The sequence below is a fragment of the Stutzerimonas kunmingensis genome, from assembly GCF_032106285.1.
GTDB lineage: Bacteria > Pseudomonadota > Gammaproteobacteria > Pseudomonadales > Pseudomonadaceae > Stutzerimonas > Stutzerimonas kunmingensis_B.
This window is the reverse complement of the sequence record NZ_DAMCPO010000008.1, coordinates 163,391-178,684: the sequence shown is the minus strand read 5'-3', so window position 1 is coordinate 178,684 and position 15,294 is coordinate 163,391. Positions and strand designations below refer to the sequence as shown.

General features: G+C 52.7%; 15 protein-coding genes and 1 pseudogene. 7 read left to right on the top strand and 9 right to left on the bottom strand.

The annotated features are described in order from the left end of the window. The 4 genes and pseudogenes from RT582_RS22445 to RT582_RS09035 form a co-directional block, all read left to right on the top strand. On the top strand, window positions 1–149 hold a 149-nt coding region (locus RT582_RS22445), incomplete at its 5' end, for a TolC family protein (protein ID WP_376785680.1). 9 nt (window positions 150–158) lie between these two features. Beyond that, complete coding sequence (locus RT582_RS09045; protein WP_036998571.1) at window positions 159–1,505, top strand: efflux RND transporter periplasmic adaptor subunit; 1,347 nt, start codon at window positions 159–161, stop codon at window positions 1,503–1,505. A 17-nt stretch (window positions 1,506–1,522) separates the two neighbouring features. Continuing rightward, window positions 1,523–4,693: an efflux RND transporter permease subunit gene (locus RT582_RS09040; protein ID WP_003298423.1), complete on the top strand. Its 3,171-nt coding sequence runs from the start codon at window positions 1,523–1,525 to the stop codon at window positions 4,691–4,693. A 265-nt stretch (window positions 4,694–4,958) separates the two neighbouring features. After that, window positions 4,959–5,164, top strand: a pseudogene (locus tag RT582_RS09035) (IS3 family transposase); the annotation flags it as partial. A 168-nt stretch (window positions 5,165–5,332) separates the two neighbouring features. On the opposite strand, the gene RT582_RS09030 reads toward RT582_RS09035, so the two are convergent. Beyond that, on the bottom strand, window positions 5,333–5,662 hold the full coding sequence (locus RT582_RS09030; RefSeq protein ID WP_021210274.1) for a hypothetical protein: 330 nt from the start codon (window positions 5,660–5,662) through the stop codon (window positions 5,333–5,335). Window positions 5,663–6,057: 395 nt separating this feature from the next. Between RT582_RS09030 and RT582_RS09025 the strand changes: the two genes are divergently transcribed. Beyond that, entirely contained in the window at window positions 6,058–6,978 is a 921-nt protein-coding gene (locus RT582_RS09025; protein WP_003292671.1) for a cation diffusion facilitator family transporter, read from the top strand. Between the two features lie 214 nt (window positions 6,979–7,192). On the opposite strand, the gene RT582_RS09020 is transcribed toward RT582_RS09025, so the two are convergent. Genes RT582_RS09020 through RT582_RS09010 form a run of 3 tightly spaced genes read right to left on the bottom strand, consistent with a single transcriptional unit; the run spans window position 7,193 to window position 8,770 of the window. Beyond that, the gene (locus RT582_RS09020) at window positions 7,193–7,654 is read right to left on the bottom strand and encodes a methyltransferase family protein (RefSeq protein WP_003292672.1); all 462 of its coding nucleotides are present in this window, start codon (window positions 7,652–7,654) and stop codon (window positions 7,193–7,195) included. Between the two features lie 4 nt (window positions 7,655–7,658). Beyond that, entirely contained in the window at window positions 7,659–8,339 is a 681-nt protein-coding gene (locus RT582_RS09015) for a DsbA family protein (RefSeq protein WP_003298426.1), read from the bottom strand. Beyond that, window positions 8,336–8,770, bottom strand: coding sequence for a disulfide bond formation protein B (locus RT582_RS09010; RefSeq protein WP_003292674.1), 435 nt, complete (start codon window positions 8,768–8,770; stop codon window positions 8,336–8,338). Before RT582_RS09010 ends, RT582_RS09015 begins: the two co-directional genes overlap by 4 nt. Window positions 8,771–8,979: 209 nt before the next feature. Between RT582_RS09010 and RT582_RS09005 the strand changes: the two genes are divergently transcribed. Then, window positions 8,980–9,939 (top strand): arsenic resistance protein, encoded by a 960-nt coding sequence (locus RT582_RS09005; protein WP_003292675.1) that lies wholly within the window; start codon window positions 8,980–8,982, stop codon window positions 9,937–9,939. A gap of 25 nt (window positions 9,940–9,964) precedes the next feature. On the opposite strand, the gene tnpC is transcribed toward RT582_RS09005, so the two are convergent. Both tnpC and RT582_RS08995 read right to left on the bottom strand, forming a co-directional pair. Then, on the bottom strand, window positions 9,965–10,327 hold the full coding sequence (tnpC, locus tag RT582_RS09000) for a Tn3 family transposase post-transcriptional regulator TnpC (RefSeq protein ID WP_003292676.1): 363 nt from the start codon (window positions 10,325–10,327) through the stop codon (window positions 9,965–9,967). Then, window positions 10,324–10,500: a hypothetical protein gene (locus RT582_RS08995; RefSeq protein WP_003292677.1), complete on the bottom strand. Its 177-nt coding sequence runs from the start codon at window positions 10,498–10,500 to the stop codon at window positions 10,324–10,326. The genes tnpC and RT582_RS08995 overlap by 4 nt, the downstream gene beginning before the upstream one ends. A gap of 63 nt (window positions 10,501–10,563) precedes the next feature. Between RT582_RS08995 and RT582_RS08990 the strand changes: the two genes are divergently transcribed. After that, entirely contained in the window at window positions 10,564–10,812 is a 249-nt protein-coding gene (locus RT582_RS08990) for a hypothetical protein (protein ID WP_101153433.1), read from the top strand. Between the two features lie 207 nt (window positions 10,813–11,019). Here RT582_RS08990 and RT582_RS08985 read toward each other — a convergent pair whose 3' ends face one another. From RT582_RS08985 to RT582_RS08975, 3 genes are read right to left on the bottom strand one after another with little or no spacing between them, the layout of a single operon-like run. Next, window positions 11,020–11,460, bottom strand: a complete 441-nt coding sequence (locus RT582_RS08985; RefSeq protein WP_082041292.1) for a hypothetical protein — start codon at window positions 11,458–11,460, stop codon at window positions 11,020–11,022. Then, the gene (locus RT582_RS08980; protein WP_036998704.1) at window positions 11,453–13,516 is read right to left on the bottom strand and encodes an integrase; all 2,064 of its coding nucleotides are present in this window, start codon (window positions 13,514–13,516) and stop codon (window positions 11,453–11,455) included. The genes RT582_RS08985 and RT582_RS08980 overlap by 8 nt, the downstream gene beginning before the upstream one ends. After that, window positions 13,513–15,186 (bottom strand): site-specific integrase, encoded by a 1,674-nt coding sequence (locus RT582_RS08975; protein WP_141396778.1) that lies wholly within the window; start codon window positions 15,184–15,186, stop codon window positions 13,513–13,515. The genes RT582_RS08980 and RT582_RS08975 overlap by 4 nt, the downstream gene beginning before the upstream one ends. Window positions 15,187–15,294 lie beyond the last annotated feature (108 nt).

Below are 15,294 nucleotides of genomic sequence, written 5' to 3'. Positions count from 1 at the left end.
TCCTTGACGTACTGGATGCTCAACGCACGCTTTTCCAAGCCCGATCTCAGTATCTGTCTGCGCTATCACAAGCTAACCAGGCGGCGGCAGAAATCTCGCGAATTGTCGGCGATGGGTCGGCCGTTATCACCTCGGCCACTCAGCCATAAGGAATCCATATGACAAGTAAATCGAACACATCTTCCTTGGCTGTTCACAAAAAACAGATTTTTTGGATCGTCGTCATATTAGGCGTGGCACTGGTGCTTGGTGGATTACTTCTTAGCAGTAGTCCTGCCGTGCCCAATGCGAGCGACGCGCATGGCGAGCATGGTGGCGCTTCGGAGCATGAAGATGAAGGGCATTCGGATGAGAATACCGAAGCCGAAGGAGGTCATGGCCATGATGAAGAAGGCGCCGATAGCGATCACGAGGTCGGTGCGGCAGAGAAAGATGAGCATGACGATGGCCCTGAGGGAGCGGCGCACGCTGAAGCAGCAGAGGTTGAACTCTCTGAGACCCAAATCCTAGCCGCGGGCATCTCGCTAGCAACCGCTCAGCCTGCGCAGATAAAAAGCGCAATCGAGCTGCCTGGCGAAATTACATTCAACCAAGACCGCACAGCGCAAGTTGTGCCTCGTCTCTCAGGTGTCGTTGAAGCGGTCAAAGTCGATTTGGGCGAACAGGTCAAACAGGGGCAAGTGCTTGCTGTGATCGCGAGTACCGACCTGTCGGAACGTAGAAGCGAGTTCTACGCGGCACAAAAACGTCTTGCATTGGCTCAGAAAACCTATCGACGCGAAAAGGAGCTATGGGAAGAGCGTATTTCTGCAGAACAGGATTATTTACAGGCACAACAGGCTCTACGGGAAGCAGAGCTGACTGTTGCGAATGCAAAAGCACAGCTACAAGCGCTTGGCAGTGATGCTGGCAAGCCAGACGCATTGAGCCGCTACGAACTCAGGGCGCCGTTCGATGGGATGATCGTTGAGAAGGACATCACGCTCGGCGAGTCAGTCAATACCGACGACCAGATATTCATCATTTCCGATCTCTCTACCGTTTGGGCAGATATCAGCGTTCCTGCCAATGCACTCAGCGCGGTACGAGTCGGCAGCAATGCCGTTATCGAGGCCACAGCATTCGAGTCCAGTGCCAATGGAACCGTTTCTTATGTCGGCTCACTTGTTGGTCAGCAAAGCCGCGCCGCTACCGCCCGGGTCACGCTTCCGAACCCGGAAGGTGTTTGGCGTCCCGGCCTGTTCGTCAAAGTGCGGGTAGGCTCTGGCGGAGTGTCCGTGCCGGTTGCAGTCAAGCCCGATGCGATCCACACGTTGGAAGATAATCCGGTGGTGTTTGTACGGACCGACCATGGCTTTGCTGCTCAGCCAATCGTGACTGGTCGCAGCGATAGTGAAGCGGTCGAAATCAAGGAAGGCCTCCAGGCCGGAGCGCGCTATGCCTTGGATAACAGCTTCATCATCAAGTCCGAGCTTGGCAAAGCCAGCGCCTCGCATGCTCACTGATACGGAGTTATAGAATCGTGTTCGAACGTATCATTCGTTTTTCTATCGAGCATCGCTGGTTGGTTATGCTAGCCGTGCTTGGCATGGCAGCGTTAGGAGCTTACAGCTACCAAAAGCTGCCTATCGATGCTGTCCCGGATATCACCAACGTACAGGTGCAAATCAACACTGCGGCGCCAGGTTATTCCCCGCTGGAAGTGGAGCAGCGTATTACCTACCCGCTCGAGACGGTAATGGCTGGGCTGCCCAAGCTCGAGCAGACCCGTTCCTTGTCTCGATATGGACTTTCTCAGATCACAGTTATTTTTGAGGAAGGCACTGACATCTATTTTGCCCGCCAACTTGTGAATGAGCGCTTGGGAGGGGCCAAAGATCAGCTTCCGGAAGGCGTCACTCCAACACTTGGCCCTATTTCCACTGGGCTTGGCGAAATCTATTTTTGGACGGTTGAAGCTGAGGACGGTGCCACCAAATCGGACGGTACGCCTTATACCTCTGCTGACTTGCGTGAGATTCAAGATTGGATCATCAAACCGCAAGTCCGCAATGTACCAGGCGTAACTGAGATCAATACGATCGGAGGATATGCAAAGGAATATCAGATCGCCCCCAACCCAGACACTTTGCGGTCGTTTGGACTAACACTACAAGATTTGATCGAGGCGGTTGAGCAAAACAATAACAATCTAGGTGCCGGATATATTGAAAAACGCGGCGAGCAGTATCTTGTTCGTGCTCCAGGACAAATGCAATCAGTAGAGGACATCCGCAATACCCTTATTAGCAACGTTGACGGTACCCCAGTACGTATCCGCGACGTTGCGACGGTAGAGGTTGGAAAGGAGCTCCGTACTGGCGCAGCCACCGAGAATGGCCGCGAAGTGGTTCTAGGTACGGCTTTCATGCTTATCGGTGAAAATAGCCGGGTAGTTTCTAGGGCTGTCGATGACAAGATGAAAGAGATAAACCTTTCGCTTCCAGAGGGCGTAAAGGCGATTACTGTCTACGATCGAACTGTACTCGTAGACAAAGCTATATCCACCGTTAAGAAGAACCTCACTGAGGGTGCCATTCTTGTTGTGGTTATACTTTTTCTCTTCTTGGGCAATATCCGTGCGGCGATCCTAACCGCACTTGTTATACCGCTGGCGATGCTCTTTACGTTCACCGGCATGGTAGCCAACGAGGTCAGCGCCAACCTGATGAGCTTAGGCGCATTGGATTTCGGCATCATTATCGATGGTGCCGTGGTGATTGTTGAGAACTGCGTGCGTCGACTTGCTCACGCTCAGTCCCATCACGGGCGGGCATTAACGCTGTCCGAACGGCTTCATGAAGTGTTCGCTGCGGCAAAGGAAGTGCGTCGGCCTCTACTCTATGGGCAGCTGATCATTATGATCGTATATCTGCCGATATTCGCCCTTACAGGGGTAGAAGGTAAGATGTTCACGCCCATGGCGTTTACCGTAGTGACAGCGCTATTCGGGGCGATGATTCTCTCGGTGACGTTCGTCCCGGCAGCCGTTGCGCTCTTTATCGGCAAGCGTGTTACAGAGAAGGAAAACTTTCTAATCCGCAATGCTAAACGGGCCTACGCACCTGCATTCGATGCGGTGATGTCCAACAAGCCAGTAGTGCTCACCTTTGCCGTTGTTGCAGTTGTACTTTCCGGCCTCGTAGGGGCACGTATGGGCAGTGAATTCGTGCCTAGCCTCAACGAGGGGGACTTCGCTATCCAAGCCCTTCGTGTACCGGCTACCAGCCTTAGTCAGTCTGTCGAGATGCAGCAGCAGCTGGAGCGAAAGCTCATGGATGAGTTTCCGGAGATCGAGCGGATTTTTGCGCGCACAGGCACTGCGGAGGTGGCATCCGATGCCATGCCTCCAAACATCTCTGACGGGTACGTCATGCTGAAGCCACAAGAGCAGTGGCCGGATCCAGGCAAGTCGCGCGACGAACTCTTAAGCGAGGTCCAAGCATCCGCCGCTGAGTTACCGGGCAATAACTACGAGTTTTCCCAGCCTATTCAGCTGCGTTTCAACGAGTTGATTTCCGGTGTTCGTGCCGCTGTAGCCGTGAAAATCTATGGTGATGACATGGAGGTTCTTAACAGCACGGCGGCGGAAGTGTCCGAGGTGCTAGGACAAGTACCAGGCGCCTCCGAGGTTACGGTCGAGCAAACGACTGGCCTTCCTATGCTCACGATTGATATCGATCGCGATCAAATCGCACGATACGGCCTGAGTTTAGATACTGTACAGCAAGCGGTTGCAGTAGCCATCGGGGGCCGAGAGGTAGGCACCTTGTTTCAAGGAGACCGGCGTTTCGATATCGTAGTTCGTTTACCGGACGAGATACGAAGCGATCTCGCCGCAATTGAGAGGCTCCCAATTGCCCTTCCAAGGGAATTAAACAGCGCCATAAGTTATATCCCCCTCGGCGAGGTGGCCACTCTGGATTTGGCCCCCGGTCCGAATCAGATCAGTAGAGAGGAAGGGAAACGGCGAATTGTCGTTAGTGCAAACGTCCGTGGTCGGGACATTGGATCATTCGTATCTGAGGCAGAACAGAAAATCCAGGCCCAGGTAGATATCCCGTCAGGTTATTGGATCGACTGGGGCGGTACCTTTGAGCAGCTTGAATCTGCAACGAAGCGGCTGCAGATTGTCGTCCCTGTGGCGCTGCTCCTGGTGTTCATTCTGCTTTTCATGATGTTCAACAATGTCAAAGACGGCTTGTTGGTGTTTACAGGGATTCCATTTGCGCTCACCGGAGGCATTGTTGCGCTGTGGCTGAGAGATATCCCATTGTCCATTTCAGCAGGAGTTGGCTTTATTGCTCTGTCGGGCGTCGCCGTTCTAAATGGCCTGGTAATGATCTCCTTCATCCGTAGCCTACGGGAGCAAGGTTTACCTCTGGGCACCGCGATCCGCGAGGGCGCTCTGACCCGGCTACGGCCGGTATTGATGACAGCCTTGGTGGCTTCACTCGGGTTCGTTCCGATGGCCTTGAATGTGGGTACCGGTGCAGAGGTACAGCGCCCCCTTGCGACGGTGGTGATCGGGGGGATTCTCTCCTCAACGGTGCTAACGCTATTGGTACTGCCGTTGCTCTACCAGCTGGCTCATCGGCGCGAAGACGAATTGGAGGAGCAAGAAATCGCGTTGGCCGCTGACAGAACAAGCTAGAGATTGGATGGCGGCACACAACGCCCCGTTCTTGCTAGCTCGCGAGAACGGGGCGTGTTGGTTTCGGAGTGCTAAGATTCAGCGGCGGCGCAGCGGGCAGCAAAGCCTTTATAGCGTAGGTCTAATGCATCTAAACGGTGAATAGAAAGGGTGCTCAGCGCTTAGTGCGTATGACTCCGCGCTACATACGCCTCCTCGGCTGATGGCTTTCACCCACGGTGAGCTGACGAAAGATTATGCAAGCAGCGGCTGACCTGCCCCGGGCGGCAGCACGGGCGATAGCTACGAAAACGCCCTGGCTGGAACGATCAGCGGGCTTTACAAGGCCGAGCTGACACCTTCAATCATGGACGAACCGCGAGGCCGTTGAGATGGCGACCCTGACGTGGATGCGTTGTACGCCACCAGCGTCTGTTCAGCTCAATCGGATATGCTCTTGCGAACGCTAATAACAGACAGATCAGGCGATAGCGGCCTGACTTAACGAAACGGCCTATAAAGGCCGGGGCGATTCGCTGGTAGCGATGTTGCGGGCAAGTGATGGACACAAAAAAGCGCCCCGAAGGGCGCTTAGAGTACAACTGCTTCCAACGGTGCTTGGAAGCTGCCGGCGGCGGATATCGTTCAGATATTAAGCGGTTAGTCAGCTTTGGTTTCTTTCTTAATTTCCGTGTTGTTCTGATCTTGGCGAATATCATTAACCTTCAACTCGTTTGCTTTTTTTTCGGCGGATTCGGTTCCGTGAATTCGCTTTTGATCTGCTCGGAATTTTTCATTAAATTTCATTGAACGGTCGTATCCATCTCCTGCATAAGACGATGCGGAGCCGAAAATTACCAAACCAACAACAATAGCTTTCAACAGATTCATAGGGCAGTCCTCGCTAAATTCAAAGGTGGCTTGCTGAGCTTTCTCGGTGAGCTCTACAGGTTCGAATGAATTTTGCCTGACTGAAGCTAACAGCAGCATGAGCCAAGCATTACATTATTGAAATGTAATGCTTCCATTGTGGAGTGACATGAGCGCCTTGCTTCGTCATTGCAGCAACAAGGCGCACCAATCTGCAAGGGGCTTGAGCCTACGACAAAATTGATTGGAAGATTACATTTTTGTCATCTTCAGATCATGGCACCGCATAATCCATATCATTAGCGAGCAACGTCGTTTATCGTTTGAGAGAGATCGACCTGTTGTCGGCGAGTTAAAGACGATAACGCACGAACTCGCTCGAGGGTGGTCGCATTTTCTGTCAGTGTGGCTTGGAGGGCCAGATGGTATAGGCGCTAGTATTTTTATTATCTCTTATGGGCGGTCGTTTGGCTCCCCTATTTTTCTTACGCTAGTTTTTAAGGAGCGGTAAAAATATGGCTCACGAACATAACCATAACACCGAAGCCATGGGTGATAAGCGTTTAATCGCAGCTATTGGCGTTAATACTGCACTAACTCTGGCACAAGTTGTTGGCGGGATACTTTCTGGGAGCTTATCGCTCATAGCGGATGCACTACACAACTTGAGCGATGCTGCATCACTGGTTATTGCGCTCATCGCACGTAAGATCGGCCGCAAACCGCCAGATGCTTTTAAAACCTTTGGCTACCGACGCAGTGAAACCATAGCGGCTTTGATTAACTTGGTCACGCTGATTATCGTTGGTCTCTACCTCATCTACGAAGCTATAGGTCGGTTTTTTTCCCCACAGCCCATTGAAGGATGGACAGTGGTCGTGGTGGCGGGAATAGCCTTGATTGTAGATATCGCTACGGCCTTGCTCACCTACACAATGTCTAAGAATAGCATGAATATAAAGGCGGCATTCTTGCACAACGTGTCGGATGCGTTGGCCTCCGTCGGCGTTATTATTGCCGGAACATTGATCCTCCTGTATGGCTGGTATTGGACAGATACTGTCCTGACGCTGATGATTGCTGGTTACGTGCTATGGCAGGGCTTTAGCATGCTACCTAAAACCATTCACTTGTTGATGGAGGGCGCGCCAGAAGGAGTTTCCATCGCCGACATAATCAATATCATGGAACATGTAAACGACGTTGTGAGTGTTCACCACGTACACGTATGGGAAATCGCTGAGCATACAATCGCACTGGAAGCACATGTTGTCATCAAGAAGGCTAGCCTGCCCGATATTGAACGAGTAAAGACTGATTTAAAACGAGTACTTCATGAGCAATTCAAAGTCAGCCACTCGACACTTGAAATGGAGCTAGACGGCAGTGTTTGTATCGACACCAGGCAGGCCGACAGTCATCGCAGCGAAGCATAAGCCTGCTTTGCGCTCAACGCTGTTGCTAGACAGTTATCTCGATATCAACGGAGTGAACTTGCGACATCACTCGTTGGCGCTATGTCTTCGACCAGAGACATGCTAGCGGCATGTGGCCAAAGCAGCTCGTCACGAGGAGATCAGGCTAGGTCGTGGCACCTTCGGCAGGCTGCCGCGACGAGCAAGCCCCGCCAGTCGCTACCGCCGCGGACGCTCAGAGCCAGCGGCGGACTCGTGCACGGTAGCGGGCAAATGATTCGCCGAACAATGTTTCCAGCGCCCACTCTTCGGCTGGGATCTGGAAACGGTTCATGTACAGCACGAAAGCAACTACGCCAAGCAGGGTTAGAGGCGAGGCCAAGACCAGCGCCCAAGCCGCCAGGATAATGGCAAAGCCTAAGTACATGGGGTTGCGGCTGTACCGGTAGATGCCAGCCTCCACTAATGCAGAAGCCTGCTGCGGCTGCAATGGATTAACCGTAGTACGCGCGCGGCGAAACGACAGGACGCCGGCGAGGCACACGCCGAGCCCCAGGAGCAGTATTGGCAAAGCGAAGGTCAGGCGCGCGGTCCATGCCAGTTCGAAACCCGGCAATTTGGTTCCCGACAAACCCATCAGCACAGCGATCAGGCCGGCCACGAGCAGCGGTGGCACGCGGTTTTCCAGCGCGCTCATAGTGTCATTCTCGTGCCTTGGCCACTTCGCTGTTCACCAACTGGCGCAGCGGCTCCGGGCCAAACTCGCTGAGCGCACGACCATTGACAAAAAAAGTCGGCGTGCCACGAACCCCAACGGCTTTAACGTCCTGCATGTCCGTTTCCAGCACGGCGTTGACGCCAGGCGTATGCATGTCCTGGCGGGCCTGTTCCAAGTTCAAACCGACGCGCTCTGCAGCAGCCCATGCCTGCGTTACCTTGGGGTCGTCGTGCCAACCGGGTTGGGCTTCCAGCACAGCCCCCAACACTTGTTCATGGAGATTTTGCTTACGCGCCGCCTCCAGCATTCGCGCCACCTCTTCGGAGCCTTGATGGAACAGTACATAGCGCAGCACCAAACGCACGTCTTCCGGGTTCTCGGCGAGGATCTGCTTCACATAGGGGTGGAAGGCGCGGCATGCCTCGCAGGAAGGGTCAAAGAATTCGACGATGGTCACTGGCGCTTGCGCCGGGCCGAACACTGGTGAGTGGAAGCGAACCAACTGGCCGCCGTTCTGTTTGGGTTGTGTCGCGGTCTCTTGGGTTGTCGAACCGGGAGCCTGGGCCTGTTGAGGCGATTGCGAGGGGGAATAGAAGAATGCGGCGGCAGCAAAGACGGCCAGGATCACGACACTGACGATCAGGACCACGGAACGGCGATTCATGGGGTGGTTCTCCGACGGATGATTATGAGCAGGATGGCGATAAGGATAAAAGCGAACAAGGCGAGTGCCGGCAGGGGCACCACGCCGAAGAGGGTCATTCCGGCGCCTGAGCAGGATGGACCAGTGGCCGTGCAGGGCTGGATCGGCTGTGGAATCAGCCCTGCATAGAGCAGCGTGTGAACAAATGCCAGTGCCGCACCGATAGCGGTCAGCGGCAGGGCATAGTGCCAGACGGTGAAATCCGAGCGGTAGCAGGCGATGGCCAGGATCACCGCCAGCGGAAACATGAAGGCACGCTGGAACCAGCACAACACGCAGGGTGCCTGGCCCATCACCTCACCAATGAACAGCGCGGACAGGGTCGATACCAGTGCGACCAGCCAGGTTAGCAGCAGCAGGTTCCAGGGCATGCCTGAAGGTTGAGGATTCATTGCGGTTAACTCCTGGCGATGGCGAGCACTTGCCTCAGACCCGCCATCCAGTTATTTCGAAACATCATGCATCCTCTTATCGGCAGGACTTGTTAGGACCGTTGCGGACTTCGCCCAACGGCAAAGCGAAAAGCAACCAGCCTCAACGCTGGGTTAAATCCGATGCCAGTGGGAGAATGTCGCCCTTGCGCAACAAGGGAAGATATCAGATGTCGCGGGACTGGCTGGAAGAACACCAGATAGCATTTTATTTCGCGGCGGTGGTGGCCGCTGCCATTGCAGGCCTGAGCTCTGCGCAATTCACCGGACTGACGGCCATGGCCATCACACCGGCGATTGCCGTGCTGATGTATGCCATGTTTCTGCAGATTCCTTTTTTGGAGCTGCGAGAAGCTTTTGCCAACCGCCGCTTCGTCGGTGCCTTGTTGCTGGCCAACTTCCTATTGGTGCCATTGATGGTGTGGCTGGTGACGTGGCCGCTCTCATCGAACAAGGCCTTGTTGGTCGGCGCGCTGCTTGTCCTGCTGACGCCTTGTATCGATTACGTGGTGGTCTTCACCCACCTGGGCAAAGGGGACTCTCGTCTGGTGCTCGCGGCGACGCCATTGCTGCTGTTGCTCCAGCTTCTGCTGCTGCCCCTCTACTTGCGGCTAATCCTTGGCCCCGAAGCCGGCACAGTGATCGAGCTGTGGCCCTTCGCAGAAGCCTTCCTGTTACTGATCGTCCTACCCTTGGTAGCGGCTGTGCTCACCGAATTTGGCGGACGCCGATCTCTGCTGCTTCGCGCATGGAGCGCAGGTTGGGCCTGGCTGCCAGTGCCTGCAATGGCCCTGGTTCTAATCGTGGTGGTGGGTTCGCAGATCGCGGCTGTCGTGTACCAACTCGACATCCTGGCGCCGTTGCTTCCGGTATACGGAGCGTTTCTACTACTCGCTCCGGCCCTCGGCGTACTCAGCTCCCGGCTATTTGGCTTGGAGGCTTCTGCCGCACGGGCAGTGGCCTTTAGCTCAGGCACTCGCAACTCGCTTGTAGTGCTTCCCCTGGCCCTAGCGCTCCCGGAGTCCATTCGCGCGCTGGCCGCGGCGGCTGTGATTACTCAGACACTCGTAGAACTGATTGGTGAATTGATCTACTTACGGGCGATTCCAGCCATGGTCAGAAACAGTTGAGCCTCGTCGAAATCGGCGAGAGCGCTCATGCCTCGTGCTGTGGAGCAAGATTGATCAGCGGCGCAATGATGAGCTGAGCGGAGCGCGCCCAAGAAACCAGTGCCTCAAGATCCATCTGTAGAGATTGGGCTTCTGTCCAGATACAAGCACTCTCGGCAGGCACCGTAAGAGCGATGCCCTCAACTATCGTCAGAGCCATCGCATGCAATCTCAGTAGCTCGTCGCGAATGGAGGTGATTCCACCCAGTTCCACCAAGCAGACGTCCAAGCGATCAACCAGCCGGAGCAGTTGAGAGGTGTCGAAGCTGTCGCGCAGGTTTTCCAACGCCACGGCGTCCACTTCGCCGTACGGTGTAAGGCGGAAGGATGCGGGAGGAATGTTGATCATGGCGTTTTCTCGGTATCTAGCTGGCTAGGTCTGATCACCCGCAGCGAGCCGGCAGCTTGTTGGAACACCGAGTCCTTGATCCAGGGCTCCGGTGGCCGGTTTAGCTTGAGGTTGAATTCGCCGAAGCGCTTGAGGTTGCTGGTCAGGTAGAGTGGTTGGGCCCCCTTCAGCATACATAGCGGAACTGGTGTAGACGACTAGCCCTGAGCTAGGCCTTGGGCTTTCAAGCAGCTCCAATGATCGGCACTGAAGTGCTAGGGAGCGGATTACTTCTAAAATTCTGGCTAACACGCTCACACTTAAAAACGCTTCTGGATATGCTGGAAAAAGGCAAGCCAAGCAGGCGAAAAATTGACACTAACTACTTTCAATACAATGGTTATTTCTTGGGATATAACTCTTCTAAAGATAATGCCGGTAAATACGGATTTGAAGAAAGCCCTGCTGAAATCAAGCAAAAAGTGAAAGAGCTTTTACTAATCTAGCTCGGTCGAACAAACTAGGTCTATTGCTCGTTGAGTGATCGTCTCTGAGCATTTTAACTGCTGCCGTTGCTGGCAGCCATGAGTCAAAAATTGCACTCAACGACAGGCAGCTTTTGGCCGGTGGCGGACGCTAGTGACACGCAGCTATCGGCCAATTGCGAGCAGTCAAGAACTAGCTTGGCTGGTCGGACTGGTGAGGCATGCAGGCTATTTTCTGGGCTTGAGCTTTTTCTTTGGCTCATGGACTGTAGGGAGCGGGGTCATGAGTCTCTCTCGTGAAAGTCCTGCTATAGATGCGTTATAGATAAGTCGGTTGGCGAGTTCAGCCATTGTGGAAAGTTGTGCCTTCAGAGCGTCATTCTCAGCTTGAAGTCGGGAAATTTTTTTCATCGCATCTAGTGTGCTTCTTGGTTTCGACATCCCATCGAGTTTTGTTTCGACGGACTTGAGTTGACCTTTCTTTGCTTTGTAGGCGCTTTTAATCAGCAGTTTTTTATTGAGTGCTTGACGAGTTGGTGGGGCTCCCCAGCCTAAAATTTCTTGAGCACCAAGGCAGATGCTGTTCCAGTTCAGTGAATGATCAGTCGGCCAGTTTCTAACAAGTTGCGCGATCTGCCTTTCATTCTTGTCAGAGATGATCTTAGGCATTGTCGGTGCTCCGGAGAAGTTCTAGGCAAGCTAGAAGGTCATCGCCATAAGTTATTCCAAGCATTTGTTTGTCAGGCAGCCTGATCGCGGCTGCTTCGGCTTTTTCGGAAACAATTGTCTGTTCATGGCTGAAGTCCCTGCCCTCTATTTCGATGGGACTCCCATCCGGGATCGATATATCATTCAAAATTGAAAGCAAATTAGTGATTTGCTTAATTTGTGCGGCCGTAACAAGCGTCCAGCGCGACGCCGACCTTTCTCCATCTGATATCGCCTGCTGTGCGGCATCGTACGTCTGTCTAAGGCTATCTAGATCATGTTGAATCGTATCAGTGGCCAGCCTATCTCCTTTACACATCAATAGCTCAGAGCAATTAAGACAGTCTGCGAATTTGTTGCAAGGGCCAGCTCGCCAGCTACGACGACAAATACCGTAGCGGCTGCGATGGAATGGACCATGGCCATATTTTTCTGCATGTTCTTCAGTAACCGGTTGAAGTGGCTCATTTTTCTGGACCGTACCTAGTATGTCTGCTCCTTTGGCGACGAACGTGAGCGGGTCATCATTCAAATATGTGCGCGTCTGCCGACTGGTGGCGCGACTGCTCCACTCCGTGATCAGATCCAATGAAATGCCGCTGCTGCGAGCGAGTCTATTAATTAGGTGGCGAATGCTGTGTGACTTTAACTTAAATGCCTTGTATCCGTGATAGGCGAAAAAGTTAATGGACTCGGCCGCGGCGTTTCCAGTGTCCAGGCGCTTCCCATAAAAACTAGGATCAAATGGCGCTAACAGAACGGGACTTGCAGTGCTCCGCAAGCGCAATTGGTTGCGACGAAGGCATAGCAGTGACTCAGACATTTTCAATGGAGGATTGGTAGATCCCTGGTGTGGCTCCTGGTAGGGGAAATATGGGTTGGTGGCTTTGTGCTCTATTAGTATAAGTTTCCAAAGCGAGTCTAGAGTAAATCCGGACAATGACCAACTACCGGTTAGTCTATGGATAAGGGATTGGCAGCAGGTTCGATCGGTAAAACCTAGAGCCTGCATTACTTGCTTTACCGAGAGTGGCTCGTTGTCTTGAACATTAGGGCAATTGGCGTGGCGGTAGAATCTCGATGGGTTGGTTTCCATGTAACGGGCCAAGGAGCGGCCTTCGTCAGTGATTTTTACTAGCCGATTTATTGCGTCTGTAGTGATATTTATTAGTGTTTTCGGAATTGGTTTGCGTGCAAACTCTTTGGTCTTTGGGACCCAGTAGACTAAATAGTATTGAATCTCCCCGTTTTTGTCGTGATCGTCTCGCAAGCAATCAATGCGAAAGCGCAGGGTCTCACCTATACGCATGGGTGCACTTAGTAGTAAAGCGGTAATGCAAGTGACCATAACGTCATTATCAATCTGCACTTCATAGGCGCCACGTGAGAATACCTCTGCAATCGCAAGTAGCGCATCCTGATCAGGAGCTTTCTGAGCCTTTACTTCAGCAGGTGCTTGAGAACCATTTAAGTAATCGTAACTGCGCGCACCTAGGTAAGGGTGCCTCCAAAAACGCGGGTCGACCTGTATTATGAAGAGATCTGATAACGATTTTAGAATGGAAAGCACTATGTTGCAGAGCGATTGCCGTATAGTGCTTGACTCCAAAGTGCAGACGATTATTTCCCAATGCCGCTGGTCAAATTTAGTGATGTCGGGTGTTGCCATGTTTTGGCGCAACGAAAATTCGATCAGTCGTAATGCAGCGATGTCTCTGCTTATTCCCTTGGTTGGGTGCAGGGTGTGTTTGTATCGGAGAAATGCCTTGGCGAATTCGATAAAGGATGGATGCATCAAATGGATTGGCTGGCTTCGGGACTTGGGTGGTAGGTCTTTATTTTCAAAGTTTATAAAACGGATGCCCGTGTGCGTTGTTTGCCACCTATCAGCTGTCCAAGTAAAGCCGCGCAGGTCGGACCAAAGCGTTAATTCGTTATGAGCAAAATTGATGAAGTCGTCTAGGTTCTGATTGGCTGATATTTCGTGCTTTGGAATAAATTGGATAATCTGGGTCATTGAGTTAGCCCCAGTTCGACAATTCGGTTGTTGCAGCGGGTAATGCAATTTTTTACTGCAAGAATGTCGGCAGAGAGATCAATGGGAATAAGTAGATTTCGCTGCCCGCCAATTCTTAACGCTTGATTCTCCTCAGACTGCCTCTGTAGCAGAGCATCTAGTACTTCATGGTGTGGCGCATGTACGAGAGGTTCGAAATGCTTGCAGCGGTAGCAGGGTATAGGAACCGAGGTCGTAGCGCAGAAGCTGTGCTTGCCACAGCGTCCGACGCTAAGTAGCTCTCCAGGGCGTGAGAACTCGAGTTTGCTAGTCGGATCGGTGGCTCTTGTGGCCTGCTCATCTGAATCGATCAAAGCTCCAGCAAAAGCCATTGCTAGCGGTGCCAAGGCCGGACCCATGGCCTCGTCTATGACACGGGCCTGTTCCGCTGGGTCGTTATAATAGGCTTCGAGTGCTCTTTCTGTTGTGTGGCCCAGCCAGTGCGAAAGCAAATTTTTTGGTACGCCCTTTCGCGCAAGTTGACGTGCTCGTGTATGACGCATTCGGGTCGCATTAATAATCATTACCCGACTGGTGCGGGGGCTGATTGGTGCCTTCGGGCATTTAGAGTACTGACCCTTAGCTGCGCCATATGCGCAGGACGGGGTGTTTCTCTTCCATCTTAATATCTCAGTAATTGAATGCCGTTCAAGATGGAAATGAGGAGAGTCTAGGCTGTCAAGAAGCTCTAGTTTGAGGTGGGTTTCAATCAGGCTGCGGGCTTCTTTAATGCGTTCTTCACTGCAGAAGAAAGGTAGTAGATTTAGTTGGTCGTCCGTGAGAGAGAGGCCGAGAGTATGCTCATAAAGTTCTCTGACTTCTTGGCGCTGAATTTGGCAAAGCCCCCATACGTGATCTGCCAGTGGGTGTGGTTCGAATTTGCTGTCTCGAAAGCCAGTCTCGGCTGCTTGGTCTTTGATTCCTGGGAAATCGATGATTCGGCCCGTTAGTCCGATTTCTTTTGATTCATCAAAGCCCCTTATATCGCCAGCTTTTAGTAGCGCGATTTGATTTGGCCTTCGCGCGTATTGCATAGACAAGATTTTAATTAGTGTTACTTGGGTGTCAGAGACTCCTGTGTCGTAGTTGTTCCAAGTGGACATCAACAAGGACTCGTATTCATCCTCGGTTAGCCAGCTCTTCTCAGGGTCGTCTGAGAGCACGTTACGTGGGCCGTTAGGGCGAGCAGCTGTTTCTTGCAGCAAGTGCAATGCGTCTATCTTAATGGCTGAATCGTAACGCTCCTTCCAGTGCAGGAAAAATTCGATGGCGACTCTTTTCGCGCCATGGAATCCCGGTCTGGCAATGGAATGCGCTATCCAGCCTGCGTTGAATTCTTCAGGAGGGTTGGAGTTCAATGCTGCCCTGAAGTTCATGAAGAAAGTCGTGCAGGAGGTGGCTGAATAAGTTCCCTGTTTGCTGAAGGAGATTAGGTGAAGTTTGAAGGAGGTCTTGATTGATGAGAGTAATCGCGACAGGCCATGGGTCATGTCGATCCGTTTTTGACCTGTTCTAACTAAAGTGTCATTATCCCAATAAAACAAATCTCCATGAGGCTCAGGGCGATCCGTGCGTTGTAGATCGATGTCAAGCTCTGTTGAGATGTTTGCATGTGTTGGCGTGCTATTCACTGTAGGCCCCTCGCTGAGTCAGATGCAATGGATAAGCCGACTTCGAGCGATTTTTCTTGCACATGTCGATAGTTGTAGCGGTTTGACATGGCTGAGCCGGGGGCCCAG